The following is a 14521-nucleotide window of genomic DNA, read 5'->3' as shown; positions in this document are numbered from 1 at the left end:
GGCCAACTGCATCAAGTCTTCCTCGGACAGCCCTTGCAGGGCTTGCAAGGCGGCGGCCACCTCGGCGCTGAGGTGCTCGCTGGACAACCGCTGGCCGCCCAGTTGCTCGACCACCTCGACCAGGGCTCCCAAGTGGCGGGTCTCGAACAGGCTGCGAACCGACAACTTGACCTGCAATTCCTGATTGATCCGCGACACCACCTGGGTGGCCAGCAGCGAGTGGCCGCCGAGTTCGAAGAAGTTGTCGTCCAGGCCTACCCGCTTGATCCCGAGCACTTCCTGCCAGATGGCCGCCACCGCTTGCTGCAGCTCGGTCTCGGCGGCGCGGTACAGGGCCTGGGTCGGCTGTACCTGACTGTCGTGCCCGGCCAGTACCTGGCGATCGAGCTTGCCGTTGGCAGTCAGCGGCAGGGCATCGAGCACCACGATCTGCGCCGGCAGCATGTGCGTGGGCAGGCTTTGCTTGAGTCGCTCGCGCAACAGCGTCGGCAGTTGCTGCCTGCGCCGCGCCAGCAACGGGTTGCTGCTGTGGGTCAACCAGGGGCGGTGCTGACCGGGGGCGCGCACCTGGGTGACCGGGGCCATGGCGTGCAGTGCCGAGCGCTGGGGGTCGATCAGCAGCACATCGAAGTGTCCCGGCGCGCCCTGCTCGCTCCACTGCAGACGCACCTCGTAGCCATGGGCCTCGCCCAGCTCGCAGAAGGCCTGCGGGTCGCTGTCGGGCAACGCCATTTGCTGGAGTTGTGCACGCAGCTGGCCTGCATCGAGGGTCTCGCTTGCACTGTCGATACGCTGCCAGGCCAACAGGTCACGGGCCAGGCGCGGGTTGGCCAGGCCGTCGAGGCGCAGCGCCGGCGGATGCTCGGCGGCCAGCAAGGCACGCAACTCGGCCAACGGCTGATCGCCCAGCCGCCGGCTGTCCAGCACAGGGTTGTCGTTACCCTGGCCCTGCCCGACCTGCAGCACGGCATCGTAGCGATAGGCGCTCAGTTCGTTGTGCCAGGCGCCCCGGCGCAGCTGGATGCTGATACCGCCAAGGCCCTCGACCTGCTCGGCCAACTGAGTGAAGAAAGCCGGTGCCAGGAGCAATTCGTTGTCTTCGGCGATGGCTTTGCGCACGCGGCTTTTCAATTGCTTGAGGGACATCTGGGCCGGGGCCCGCGCCAGTTCCAGCGAGGCATGGAACAGCGGAAGCAGACCGAGGTGGCGAACGTCACCGACGAAGATGTGGCCACCGGGCGCCACCGCGCTGATGGCACCCTTGAGTACCTGCACCAGATACTCCACGTCAGGGAAATACTGGGCCACCGAGTTGATCACCACGGTGTCGAAACTGCCCGGCGCCACACCACGAAAATCGGTGGCCTGGCGGTGCGACAGTTGCACATGCTGCAGGGTCGGCTGGGTCTTGGCCCAGGCTCCCAGTTCGGCGATGGCCGAGGCCGAGAAATCGCAGCCCTGGTACACCTCGCACACCGGCGCCAGGTGCTGGGTTAGCAAGCCCACGCCACAACCGATTTCCAGCAGTCGCTCAGGCTTGAGGGCGAGGATGCGCTGCACCGTGGTGTCGAGCCACTCCTGCATCTGCTCGTGGGCGATGGGCTGGTCGTGATAGCTGTCGTTCCAACCGGTGAAGCTCGGTCCGCGCACCTGCTCGGGCATCTCGTAGGTCGCATCGAACACGGTCTGCCACTGATCGAGCAGGGCGTTCTCGGTGGCGGCCTGCTCGTCGGCAAGGCGTGTCTGGTCAGGTACCACGTAGGCTTGCAGGCGCTTGTCGCCACTGGCGTCTTCGCTGACCAGCACCACGGCATCGGTGACCTGCACGGCATCGCGCAGGCGCGCCTCGATCTCGCCGAGCTCGATACGGAACCCGCGTAGCTTGACCTGCTGGTCGGCGCGTCCGAGGTACTGCACCTCACCATTGGCCAGGTAACGGGCCAGGTCACCGCTGCGGTACAGGCGACTGCCAGGCGCGCCGAACGGGTTGGCGACGAAGCGCTCGGCACTGAGCCCCGGGCGGCGCCAGTAGCCGCGAGCCAGGCCGGCGCCACCGATGTATAGCTCGCCGATCACCCCTGGTGGCACCGGGTTCATCTGCGCGTCCAGGAAGTACCACTGCAGGTCGGCCAGCGGCTGGCCGATGGGGCTTCCAGGCCGCTCCAGGTCAGCACGGCTCAGCGCCCGCCAGGTGACGTGCACGGTGGTCTCGGTGATGCCGTACATGTTGACCAGGCGCGGACGCTGATCACCGAAGTGATTGAACCAGGGCGTCAGGGTTTCCAGGTCCAGGGCCTCGCCACCGAAGATCACCCAGCGCAGGCTCAGCGCCTGGGCCGGCGCCGCCAGTGCATGGGGGATGAGCTGGCGGAAGGCCGACGGCGTCTGGTTGAGCACCGTGACACCCTCGTCGCACAGCAACTGGTAGAACGCCTGCGGCTCTCGGCTGGTGAGGTAGGGCACCAGCAGCAGGCGCCCGCCCAGGGCCAGTGCACCGAAGATTTCCCACACCGAGAAATCGAAGGCATAGGAGTGGAACAGGGTCCAGACGTCACGCGGGCCGAACTGGAATTCGCCCTGGCTGGCCTGCAGCAGGCGCACCACGTTGGCATGGGTCACCGGCACGCCCTTGGGGTTGCCGGTGGAGCCGGAGGTATAGATGCAATAGGCCAGGTCTGCCGGGCTGGCGAGATCTTCCAGGTTGCTGTCGGCGAATGCCTTGCAAGCCTGGGTGTCGTCCAGGCACACCACCTGCAGGCCCGGCTGCACCGCTAACTGGCCGACCAATGCGCGCTGGGTCAGCAGCAGTTCGATGCCGCTGTCCTGCTGCATGTACGCCAGGCGTTCCGCCGGGTAGCCAGGGTCCAGCGGCAGGTAGGCGGCGCCAGCCTTGAGGATGGCCAGCAGACCGACGATCAACTCGCAAGAGCGCTCGGCGGCGATGCCCACCAACATCTGCGGCTTGACCCCGCGGCTCTGCAACAGGCGCGCCAGGCTGTTGGCGCGGGCATTGACCTGGCCATAGGTGAACCGCTCGCGACCGTCGACCACAGCGATGGCCTGTGGGTCGCGGGCCGCCTGGGCCTCGATCAACCGGTGCAGGCAGTGCTGTACTGGGAATTCGCCACACTGGGGGTTCCAGGCCTGCACCAGCGCCTGTTGCGCGACCGGGTCGAGCAAGGGCAGTTGGTCGACCGCAGTATGGGGCTGGTCCACCGCAGCCTGCAGCAGGGTCAACCAATGCTGGGCCATACGCTCGATGGTGCTGGCATCGAACAGGTCGGCGCTGTAGCTGAAGCCGGCGGTCAACTGCCCCTGGGCTTGAGTGGTGTGCAGGATCAGGTCGAATTGGCTGGCCTGCTGGCTGTGGCTGACCTGCTCCAGGCTCAGGCCCGGCAGCGACTCGAAGCCTTCCAGGCGTTGCCATTGATGATCGTAGGCCACCTGGAACAACGGGTTGTAACCCAGGTCACGGCCTGGCTGCAGGACTTCCACCAGACGCTCGAACGGCAGGTCCTGGTGGGCCTGGGCTTGCAGGGCGACATCACGCACCTGGGCGAGGAAATCGATGAAACGAGGGCTACCGGACAGGTCGGCGCGCAGCACCAGCATGTTGACGAAGAAGCCGATCAAGCCCTCGGTTTCCACCCGGTTACGGTTGGCCACGGTGCTGCCGACGCGGATGTCGGTCTGGCCGCTGTAGCGTGCGAGCAGCACCTGGAAGCTGGCCAGCAGCACCATCGGCAGGGTCAGTTGGCAGCGCTCGCCCAGGTCCTTCAGCGCGGCGCTGAGCGCCGCAGGCAGTTGCAACGTCACCTGGCCACCCTTGCCGCTTGGCCGCACTGGACGGGGACGGTCGCTGGGCAGGGCCAGCAGCGGTTGTTCGCTGCCCAGGCGCTGGCGCCAGTAGCGCAACTGGCGGGCACATTCTTCGCCCTGCAGCCATTGTTGCTGCCAGGCGGCGAAATCGGCGTACTGAATGCGCAACGGTTTCAGGCGCGGCGCCTGCTGCTGGGCGGCGGCGCGGTACAGCTCGGCGATTTCGGCGCTGAGGATGTTCATCGACCAGCCGTCGGCGACGATGTGCTGGATGCTCAGCAACAGTTGATGGCGCTGGTCGTCCAGTTGCAACAGACGAGCCCGTAGCAGTGGGCCATGTTCCAGGTCGAAAGGCGTCTGCGCCTGCACTTGGTCCCAGTGTGCCAATTGCTGTTGCAGGGCATCGCCCGCCAGACCGCGCAGATCCACCACCGGCAGCGCTACCGGGGCCAGCGGTGCAAGGTGTTGCTGCAGGCCCTGTTCGGTTTCGGTGAAGCGGCTACGCAGCACCTGGTGACGCTCGACCAGGGCCGTCAGGGCCTGGGCCATGCGCGCCACGTCCAGCTCACCGCGCAGGCGCAGCGCACCGGAAATGGTATAGGCGCTGTTGTGCGGGTCCAGCTTCCACATGAACCACATACGCTGCTGGGCCGGCGACAGCGGTCGCGGCGCCTGCTCGGGCAGCGCGGCTATCGCTGCCGCTGCGCCGCCGGCCTTGCCTGGGGCGAAGGCCGGCAGACGCTCGACGAATGCGCCGAGGGTGGGCGCTTCGAACAGGGTGGCCAACGCCACCTCGATGCCCAACTGGTCACGCAGGCGCGCCAGCAACTGCACCGCACTGATCGAGTTGCCGCCCAAGGCGAAGAAGTGCGCGTCCCGCTCGGTGGGCACCTGTTCGAGCACTTCGCCCCACAACGCGGCCACTTGCTGCTGCCGTGCATCCAGCGCCGATGCCGGCTCGCTCTGCGCCTGTGGCGCCGCGCCAGCCAGATAGACGTGATAGCTGGCCAGGCTACCGGCCTGCCATTGCGCGTGACACGCCGAGCGCTGCAGCTTGCCGCTGGAGGTTTTCGGCAATGCGCCGGGCTCGAGCAGAATGACCAGGGCCGGGGCCTGCTGGCACACCTCTGCCACGCATTCGGCAATGCCCTGGACCAGCGCTTGGGCGCTGACCAGCTTGCGTGTGCCACGGCCGATCTCCACGGCGATGCCAATGGCTTCGCTGCCCTGGTGAGTGAAGGGGAAGGCAGCGATGCGCCCCTTGCGCAACACGTCCAGGGAAAGCTCAAGGTGGCTTTCGATGTCTTGCGGGTAGAGGTTCTGGCCGCGGATGATCAGCATGTCTTTCAAACGTCCGGTGATGAACACCTCGTCTTCATGCATGAAGGCCAGGTCGCCGGTACGCAGCCAGGTGCAACCGTCGCGCTCGACGAAGGTGCTGGCGGTGGCCTGCGGGTTGTTCCAGTAGCCCCGGGCGATGCTCGGACCACTGGTCCAGAGTTCGCCGACCTGGCCAGCCGGCAGCGCTTGCAGGGTGCGGGTGTCGATCACCTGTACGCGGTGCTCGGGCTGGCTGCGCCCACAGCTGATCAGGGCGATTTCCTCGCCGGCTTCGAAGCGATTGGCCGCCAACGCCTGCGCCGAACCGCGCAACTGGCGAATGCCCTGCCCCGCCTGGCCACCGGCAACGAACAAGGTGGCCTCGGCCAGTCCATAGCTGGCGAAATAGGACTGCGGATCGAAGCCCTGCCCGGCGAACTGCTCGGCAAACCGTGCCAGGGTTTGCGCCCGGATCGGCTCGGAGCCGGAATAGGCCACCCGCCAACGGCTCAGGTCCAACCCCTGGCACGCCGCCTCGGTGATGCGCTCGCAGCACAGCCGGTAGGCGAAATCGGGCCCGCCACTGATGGTGCCGGCATAACGGTCGATGGCTTCCAGCCAGCGCAGCGGGCGCTCGAGGAAATACTTGGGCGACATCAGCACACAGGGCACGCCACTGTAGATGGGCTGCAGCAAGCCGCCGATCAGGCCCATGTCGTGGAACAACGGCAACCAGCTGACGATCACGTCGCCGTCGCCGATGGAAAAGCCATGCCGGATCAGTTTCTCGTTGGCCAGCAGGTTGCCGTGGCTGACCTCGACGCCCTTGGGCGTCGAGGTGGAACCGGAGGTGTACTGCAGGAAGGCAATGTCATCTGGCGATGGCAGCACCGCTTGCCAGGCATCGGCGCACCCAGGATCGATGCCATCGACGGCCAACAGTTCGAGGTCGCGACCTGCGCAGACCGTGGCCAAGGCCGGCAGCAGCGCCTGCTCGCTGAGCACCACCCGTGGTGCGGCGTCCTGGAGGATGGACTGCAGACGCTGCAGATGCTGGTCACGGGTGGACTCCGGTGGATAGGCCGGCACGGCGATCACGCCGGCGTACAGGCAACCGAAGAACGCCGCCACATAATCGATGCCGCTGGGCAGCAACAACAGGGCACGATCGCCTGGGCGGGCCTGGTCCGCCAGGGTGGCGGCAATGGCGCGCGCCTGGCGGTCGAGCGCCTGGTACGTCAGCGGGGTTTCACTGCCTTCGGCGAGAAACCGCAGGGCAACCGTCTGCGGCGATTCACTGGCGCGCAGCGACAGAATCTCCACCAGCGTGGCAGCGGCATCGAAACGGGAATTCATGGCATCACCTGTAATGACGCAGGTGTCGCCCGGACACCTGCGGAGTTGATTCGGGGGGGAGCGGCAGGGTCACTCGGCGCGGTGCGCACCGGCCATGGCGACCACGACCTTGCGCGGACCGGTGAAGGGCGCACGGGCGTGTGCGGTAAGCATGTTGTCGAGCATCAACACGTCGCCGGCGAGCCAGGGGAAGCTGACCTTGTGCGCCTCCAGCACGCCGCGCACTTCATCCAGCAGGTCGTCTTCGAGCGGGCTGCCATCGGCGTAGTAGACGTTACGCGGCAAGTCTTCCTCGTCGACGATATCGAGCAGCGTCTCGCGTACTTCCGGCTGCAGGTTGGAGATGTGGAACAGGTGCGCCTGGTTGAACCACACATTGTCGCCGGTCAGCGGATGACGCGCGGTCACCTGGCACACCTGGCGGGTACGCAGCTCGCCGTCGTCCTTCCATTGGCACTGGATGTTGCGCGCCCGGCAGTAGGCCTCGACCGTGGCCCGGTCATCGGTGTTGAAGACATCTTCCCAGGCAACGTCCAGGCCATTGCCATAGTTGCGCACGTACATCAGGCCCTTTTCCTCCCAGCGCGTACGGATGCTGGCAGGCATGGCGCGGTAGATCGCGCGGCTGTCGGCGATCGGTGTTTCACCGCCCTGCTGGGCCGCGATCATGCTGTAGAACCAGATGCGCCGCGGCCATTCGTTGGTATAAGCCTGCTCGTTGTGCAGCGGGATATGCTGGTGCTGCGGGTATTCGGTGGAGGTATAGACGCCAGCGGTGACGTTGCTGCGCGGGGTGGAACCGAACTCGTAGGTCAGCAACGGATCGCCGAAGCCCGCCGCGAATTGCCGGAACTGCTCGGCGCCGTCCAGGGCGAAGCCGCGGAACAACAGACCGCCGCTGCGCAACAGGTGCTCGTCCACCAGCGGACGCAGGTGGTCCAGCGCCTCGAACAGGTTGATGTTCGGCTCGGGGGCCTGGACCAGCAGGGGCAGGTTGCCCTTTACGCCCGGCAGCGGGCGAGTTTCGAGGGTCAGTACAGCGCTCATGGGCAGTATCTCCAGCAAGGCGGCGACGAGAGAATGGGCGGTCAGCGGGCCAGGGCGTCCTGCTCCATCTTCTGGCGCAGGCTCAGCGGACGCATGTCGGTCCAGACTTGCTCGATATAGGCCAGGCACTCGGCCTTCTGCCCTTGGGTGCCGGTTTCCCGCCAGCCCTGCGGTACGGTCTTGTAGGCGGGCCACAAGGAGTACTGCTCTTCGTGGTTGATCAGAACCTTGAACACTGCGTCTTCGCGATCGAATGCCATTTCACACCTCTTCAGATCTGTGGAGCGCACCCATTGGTGTGCCTCTCATAAACGACGAACGACCTTGGCGAATAATTAGCGCCAGGTGGCTTCTGGCCCTGGCCGGTGCGGCTAAGCTGTTGTTGCGATGGCCCCAGTGATTTTTGTCCGCCCAGTTGGAGCCCCGAGCATGCCCGACACTTCCCCGCGCTCACGCGTCGACTGGCAACGCTGGCTGCCGGGGCTCGCCACATTGCTGCACTACCAGCCCGCCTGGCTGGTCAAGGACATCGCCGCCGGCCTGGTGCTCACCAGCCTGTTGGTGCCGGTGGGCATCGCCTACGCCCAAGCCTCCGGCGTGCCGGGGATCTACGGCCTGTACGCGACCATCGTCCCGCTGCTGGCCTACGCCCTGTTCGGCCCCAGCCGCATCCTCGTGCTCGGCCCCGACTCGGCGCTGGCGGCACCGATCCTGGCCGTGGTGGTGCAATACGCTGCCAACGACCCGCAACGGGCAATCGCCATCGCCAGCCTGATGGCACTGGTGGCCGGCGCTTTCTGCGTGATCACAGGTTTGCTGCGCCTGGGCTTCATCACCGAGCTGTTGTCCAAACCGATCCGCTACGGCTACATGAACGGCATCGCCCTCACCGTGCTGATCAGCCAACTGCCCAAGCTGTGGGGTATCTCCTTCGACAGCCAGGGGCCGTTGCGCGACCTGTGGCAACTGGCGCAGGCATTGCTCGCGGGCCATGGCCACTGGCCCAGCTTCGCCGTCGGCGCCGGCAGCCTGGTGTTGATCCTCTCGCTCAAACCGTTCAAGCGTCTGCCCGGGATTCTCATCGCCGTGGTCCTGGCGACGCTGGCGGTGAGCCTGTTCGACCTCGACCAGCGCGGCGTCAAGGTGCTCGGTGAATTGCCCCAAGGCCTGCCCAGCCTGACCCTGCCGTGGGTGAGCGACATCGACCTGGTCGAAGTGATCCTCGGCGGGATCGCCGTGGCGCTGGTGTCGTTCGCCGATACCAGCGTGCTTTCGCGCTCGTACGCCGCGCGTCTGAAAAGCCCGGTCAATCCGAACCAGGAGATGTTCGGCCTGGGCGTGGCCAACCTGGCGTCCGGGCTGTTCCAGGGCATCCCGATCAGCAGCAGCGCCTCGCGTACGCCGGTGGCCGAGGCGGCCGGCGCCAGGACCCAGCTCACCGGCGTGATCGGCGCGCTGGCGGTCACCGTGTTGTTGCTGACGGCACCCAGCCTGATGCACGACCTGCCCAGCAGCGCACTGGCGGCGGTGGTGATCGCAGCTGCCTTGAGCCTGTTCGAGTTCGCCGACCTCAGGCGCATCTTCCGCATGCAGCAATGGGAGTTCTGGCTGTCGTGCACCTGCTTCGTCGGGGTCGCGGTATTCGGCGCCATTCCCGGTATCGGCATCGCGGTGGTGATCTCGGTGATCGAGTTCCTGTGGGATGGTTGGCGCCCGCACTACGCAGTGCTCGGGCGAGTCGACGGCACCCGTGGCTACCATGACGTGAAACGTTATCCACAGGCCCGGCGCATTCCGGGGCTGGTGCTGCTGCGTTGGGACGCCCCGCTGTTCTTCGCCAATGCCGAGCAATTCCAGAGCACGGTGCTGGCGGCGGTGGACGACTCGCCCACGCCGGTGCAACGGCTGGTCATCGCAGCCGAGCCGGTGACCAGCATCGACATCACCTCGGCGGACATGCTCGGAGAACTGGACCGCGCGCTGGAGGCACGCGGCGTGGAATTGCAGTTCGCCGAGATGAAGGACCCGGTGAAGGACAAAATGAAGCGTTTCGAGCTGTTCGAGCGGATTGGCGAAAGGGCGTTTCATCCGACCGTGGGGGCGGCGGTGGACGCATACCTGGAGGATACCGGGGTCGACTGGCGGCCTTAGATCGCCCTGAAAGCCTCAGAACCGTTCGTCGACCATCTTGAAGGGATAGGCCACCGCCTTGTACTTGCCGATCTTGCCGCGCTTGGGCAGTTTGGCGACCTGTTCGCCGGTGATGTCCTGGTAAGGGATATGCTTCAGCAGGTGGCTGATGATGTTCAGCCGGGCACGCCGCTTGTCATTGGAATGGGCCATGAACCAGGGCGCCCAGGACGAATCGGAGGCGACGAACATGGCATCGCGAGCGCGGGTGTAGTCGTCCCAGCGGGTGTAGGACTTGAGGTCCATGGGCGACAGCTTCCACAGCTTGCGACCATCGTTGATACGATCTTGCAGGCGGCGGGTCTGCTCTTCGGGGCTGACTTCGAGCCAGTACTTGAGGAGCAGGATGCCCGAGTCGACCATCATCTTCTCGAACAGCGGCACCACGGCGAGGAACTTGTCGGCTTGCTCCTCGGTGCAGAAACCCATCACCCGCTCGACGCCGGCGCGGTTGTACCAGCTGCGATCGAAGATCACTACTTCGCCGGCAGAAGGCATGTGGCCGAGGTAGCGCTGGGCGTACATCTGGGTCTTTTCCCGCTCGGTCGGCGCCGGCAGCGCCACCACCCGAAATACCCGCGGGCTGACGCGCTCGGTGATGGCCTTGATGGTGCCGCCCTTGCCAGCACCATCTCGGCCTTCGAAGACGATGCACACCTTCAGGCCTTTGGCGACCACCCACTCCTGCAGCTTGACCAGCTCCACGTGCAGTTTGCGAAGTTCCTTCTCATAGGCCTTGCCGCCCAGCTTTTGCGCCTGGTGTTTCACGTCTTTGTTGCTGGACGACTTGGCCATGGCACTCTCCAGAAGGCGAATGAAGAATCAGTATGGTCGATCCATGGCGGTTTGCCGCTTCGCTTGATCCACTCAGCCGAGCACCTTGCCGGCCACCTCGTCGACCGCTTGCCGGGTGATGGCAACGATCGTGTCGGCATCTTCCTGGTTCAACACCAGCGGCGGGGCAAAGCCCAGAATGTCGCCATGGGGCATGGCCCGGGCGATCATCCCGCGCTCGAGACAAGCCGCCGACACTTGCGGGCCGACCTTGAGCGCCGGGTCGAACGCCGTACGGGCATCGCGGTCGGCCATGAACTCCACCGCGCAGAGCATGCCATCGCCGCGTACCTCGCCGACCAGGGGGTGACCCTCGAAGGTTTCGCGCATGCGTCGGTTGAGGTAGGCGCCGACCACGTCGGCATTTTCGGTCAGGTTCTCGCGTTCGAGAATGTCCAGGTTGGCCAGCGCCGCCGCGGCGCAGATCGGATGCCCCGAGTAGGTCCAGCCATGCCCCATCGGGCCGGCCTTCTGCGAGCCTTCTTCGATGACGTTCCACACCTTCTCGCCGACGATCACCGCCGACAGCGGCGCATAGGCGCTGGTCAAACCCTTGGCCGTGGTGATCAGGTCGGGGCGGATGTCGTAGCGCTGGCTGCCCATCTTCGAACCCAGGCGCCCGAACGCGCACACCACTTCATCGGCGATCAGCAGTACGTCGTAGCGGTCGAGCACGGCCTGGATGGCTTTCCAGTAGCCCTTGGGCGGAACGATGATGCCTCCGGTCCCCATCAACGGTTCGCCAATGAACGCGGCGACGGTGTCGGGGCCTTCGGCAAGAATCATCTGCTCCAGTTGGTCGGCGCAATACTGGACGAAGGCCTGTGGGTCCATGCCCGCCGGGGCCTGGCGATACCAGTGGGGGCAGACCGTGTGCTTGACGCCTTCGACCGGCAAGTCGAAATGCTGATGGAAGCTCGGCAGGCCGGTCAGGCTACCGGTCATGATGCCCGAGCCATGGTAGCCACGATCGCGGGAGATGATCTTCTTCTTGCCTGGGCGTCCGAGGATGTTGTTGTAGTAGCGCACCAGCTTGACCTGGGTCTCGTTGGCATCGGAGCCCGACAAGCCGTAGTAGACCTTTTTCATGCCGGCCGGCGCCCAGTCGATGATGCGGCTGGACAACTCGATGATCGCTTCGGTCGAGTGGCCGACGTAGGTGTGGTAGTACGCCAGCTCCTTGGCCTGGCGATGGATGGCGTCGGCGACCTCGGTACGGCCATAGCCGATGTTCACGCAGTACAGGCCGGCGAAGGCGTCGATCAGTTCGCGGCCTTCGTGGTCGCGCAGGCGAATGCCTTCGGCGGCGGTGATGATCCGCCCCTTGAGCGCGCCGCTGGCGTGGTCATGGGCGTGGGTCGAAGGGTGCATGAAGTGGGCGCGGTCCTGTTCGAACAGCTGGCTGAAATCGTGGCTCATGGCAAACACTCCTTAGATCTGACCGTGATGGTGCAGGCAAACGTATTTGGTTTCGACGAAGGGCTCGAAGCCCTCGCTGCCGCCTTCGCGGCCCAGGCCCGAGGCCTTCATGCCGCCGAATGGAATGGGATGGCCGGTGAACTTGACGCCATTGATCGCCACCATCGCGTGGTCCAGCCGGCGGACCAACGGATGCACGACGTCCAGGCGATTGCCGACGATGTAGGCGGCAAGGCCATACTCGGTGTCGTTGGCCAGGGCGATGGCCTGCTCCAGGGTGTCGAAGGGCATGACACCGGCAATCGGTGCGAAATTTTCCTCTTGGTAAATGCGCATCGCCGGCGTGACACCGGCCAGCACCGTGGGCTGGAAGAACCAGCCCCCCAAAGCATGTCCCTCGCCGCCGACCAGGCGCCGGGCGCCCTTGGCCAGCGCGTCTTCGACCCGCGCCTGGGTGGCATCGAACGCGCCCTGGTGCATCAGCGGGCCGACCTGCGCTGCCGTCTCATTGCCCTCGACCATCGCGGGACCGACCTGCAGCGCCCGCACAGCCTCGGCGAAACGGGCCAGGAAAGCTTCGTACAATGGCCGTTGCACCAGAATGCGGTTGGCTGCGCAGCAGTCCTGCCCGGAGGTCTGGAACTTGGCCGCCACGGCCACCTGCACAGCGAGTTCGAGATCGGCATCGGCGCAGACGATGAACGGAGCATTGCCGCCCAGCTCAAGGGCCACCTTCTTGACGTCCTGGGCCGCAGCCTGCAGCACCAGCTTGCCGACCCGGGTCGAGCCGGTGAAGCTGACCGCGCGCACGCGACTGTCGCCGACCAAGGTCTGCATGGTCATCTGCGGTTCGCCGATCACCACATTGAACACACCGGCCGGGAACCCGGCATCCGCCGCCAGTTGCGCCAGGGCCAAGGCCGAGAAGGGCGTCTCATGCGCCGGCTTGACCACTACCGTACAGCCGGCGGCTAATGCTGCGGCGGCCTTGCGGGTGATCATGGCGCTGGGGAAGTTCCACGGCGTGAGCAATGCGCAGACGCCGACGGGTTCTTTCAGCGTGCTCAGCTGCGCCCCCGGAATATGGCTGGGCAGGGTCTGGCCATTGAGGCGCCGGGCCTCTTCGGCGAACCAGGGGATGAAGCTCGCGGCATAGGCGATTTCGCCCCGCGCTTCGGCCAGCGGTTTGCCCTGCTCCTGGCTGAGGATGCGTGCCAACGCCTCCTGGTGCTCGAGCATCAATTCGGCCCAGCGGCGCAACAAGCTCGCGCGCTGATCCAGGCTCTGCCGGCGCCAGGCCGGAAAGGCCCGCTGGGCGGCATCGACGGCAGCGACGATCTGGTCTTGGTCGAGCAACGGTACTTGGTCGATCAGCTGTTGATTGGCCGGATCGTGCACGGCAATGCGCGTTCCGCTGCGACTGTCCAGCCACTGACCGTCGACGTGGCACAGGCTATTGAAAGGGTATTGGTGTGACATGACTGTTCTCCATACCTCGTTATCGTGGCGCCGGGGTCAGGCCAGCACGTCGGCGATCACCGCCAGGGTGTCGCCACACTTCACCAGCCCCGGGAAGTGCCGGGCGGCGAGCAGGCCGTTGCGTTTGGCGCGGTATTCGAGCGGGGCGCTGCCGGTGCGGCGGATATCATGGATGCGCGCGATCACCTCGCCCTGGCTGACCGTCTCGCCCAGGTCGCGGCACATTTCCAGCAGGCCGTCGTGTTCGCTGGCGATGAAGCAATCGCCATCGGGCATGTCGAGCAGGATGGTTTCGCCGCGCTGCATGTCGCCGGCGAGGATGCCGGCGTGGATCAGCAGGTTGCGCACCCCGCGCTCGGCCAGGGCCACGCTCTTGGCCGTGGAAGTGCCGCCGCCGCCAAGCTCGGTGGTGACGAACACCTTGCCCTGCTCCTCCGCGGCGGTGTCGTACATCGCCTGGGCGTCGAGCTCCAGCATGCGCATGCCGTAGGGCGCGGCGAAGGCCTGCATGCCCGCTTCGCAGCGTGCCTGCTGGGCCTTGTCGGGCAGCACGTGACAGGCCGCGAACGGCAGGAAATCAAGGGTGCGACCACCGGAATGGATATCCAGGACGATATCGGCCAGTGGCAGCAAGGTGCGGCGGAAGTAGTCGGCGATCTTCTCCGTCACGCTGCCGTCGGGTCGACCGGGAAAGCTGCGGTTGAGGTTGCCCTTGTCGATCGGCGAGGTGCGGGTGCCTGCCTGGAACGCCGGAGTGTTCATGAACGGCACGATGATCACCCGCCCGCTGACCTGCTCGGCTTGCAGCTGCTGGGCCAGCTTGCTCAGCGCCACCGGCCCTTCGTACTCGTCGCCATGGTTGCCACCGGTGAGCAGGGCCGTTGGGCCGCTGCCGTTCTTGACCACGGTCAGCGGGATCATCACCGCGCCCCAGGCCGAGTCGTCACGGGAGTACGGCAGCTTGAGAAAGCCGTGCTGCACGCCGTCGCACTCGAAGTCCAGGGTGCAACTGATCGGGTTGGCCGGGGTGGCGCTGGCCTGTGCGATTGCATTCATG

7 protein-coding genes and 1 pseudogene are annotated in these 14521 nt (G+C 65.8%); 1 reads left to right on the top strand and 7 read right to left on the bottom strand.

Annotated features, from left to right (window positions below):
• Window positions 1–129: 129 nt before the first annotated feature.
• From E2H86_RS20785 to E2H86_RS20775, 3 genes and pseudogenes are all read right to left on the bottom strand, one after another.
• Window positions 130–6495 (bottom strand): annotated as a pseudogene (locus tag E2H86_RS20785) (amino acid adenylation domain-containing protein); the annotation flags it as partial.
• Window positions 6496–6564: 69 nt separating this feature from the next.
• Window positions 6565–7542 carry a TauD/TfdA family dioxygenase gene (locus E2H86_RS20780; protein ID WP_133331244.1) on the bottom strand — a complete coding sequence of 326 codons (978 nt, stop codon included), beginning with the start codon at window positions 7540–7542 and terminating at the stop codon, window positions 6565–6567.
• A gap of 41 nt (window positions 7543–7583) precedes the next feature.
• Complete coding sequence (locus E2H86_RS20775; RefSeq protein ID WP_133331242.1) at window positions 7584–7802, bottom strand: MbtH family protein; 219 nt, start codon at window positions 7800–7802, stop codon at window positions 7584–7586.
• 169 nt (window positions 7803–7971) lie between these two features.
• Between E2H86_RS20775 and E2H86_RS20770 the strand changes: the two genes are divergently transcribed.
• Window positions 7972–9693: a SulP family inorganic anion transporter gene (locus E2H86_RS20770; RefSeq protein WP_133331240.1), complete on the top strand. Its 1722-nt coding sequence runs from the start codon at window positions 7972–7974 to the stop codon at window positions 9691–9693.
• A gap of 15 nt (window positions 9694–9708) precedes the next feature.
• On the opposite strand, the gene ppk2 is transcribed toward E2H86_RS20770, so the two are convergent.
• The 4 genes from ppk2 to doeB form a co-directional block, all read right to left on the bottom strand.
• Window positions 9709–10527: a polyphosphate kinase 2 gene (gene ppk2, locus E2H86_RS20765; protein ID WP_133331238.1), complete on the bottom strand. Its 819-nt coding sequence runs from the start codon at window positions 10525–10527 to the stop codon at window positions 9709–9711.
• 72 nt (window positions 10528–10599) lie between these two features.
• Window positions 10600–11985, bottom strand: a complete 1386-nt coding sequence (locus E2H86_RS20760) for an aspartate aminotransferase family protein (RefSeq protein ID WP_133331236.1) — start codon at window positions 11983–11985, stop codon at window positions 10600–10602.
• 12 nt (window positions 11986–11997) lie between these two features.
• The gene (locus E2H86_RS20755; RefSeq protein WP_133331234.1) at window positions 11998–13464 is read right to left on the bottom strand and encodes an NAD-dependent succinate-semialdehyde dehydrogenase; all 1467 of its coding nucleotides are present in this window, start codon (window positions 13462–13464) and stop codon (window positions 11998–12000) included.
• Window positions 13465–13500: 36 nt separating this feature from the next.
• Complete coding sequence (gene doeB, locus E2H86_RS20750; RefSeq protein ID WP_133331232.1) at window positions 13501–14520, bottom strand: N(2)-acetyl-L-2,4-diaminobutanoate deacetylase DoeB; 1020 nt, start codon at window positions 14518–14520, stop codon at window positions 13501–13503.
• Window position 14521: the final 1 nt, after the last annotated feature.

The organism is Pseudomonas putida, from assembly GCF_004357765.1.
In the GTDB taxonomy this organism is placed as follows: Bacteria; Pseudomonadota; Gammaproteobacteria; order Pseudomonadales; family Pseudomonadaceae; genus Aquipseudomonas; species Aquipseudomonas putida_U.
Note: the sequence above shows the minus strand (reverse complement) of the source record. Positions and strands in the feature narration are given on the sequence as shown.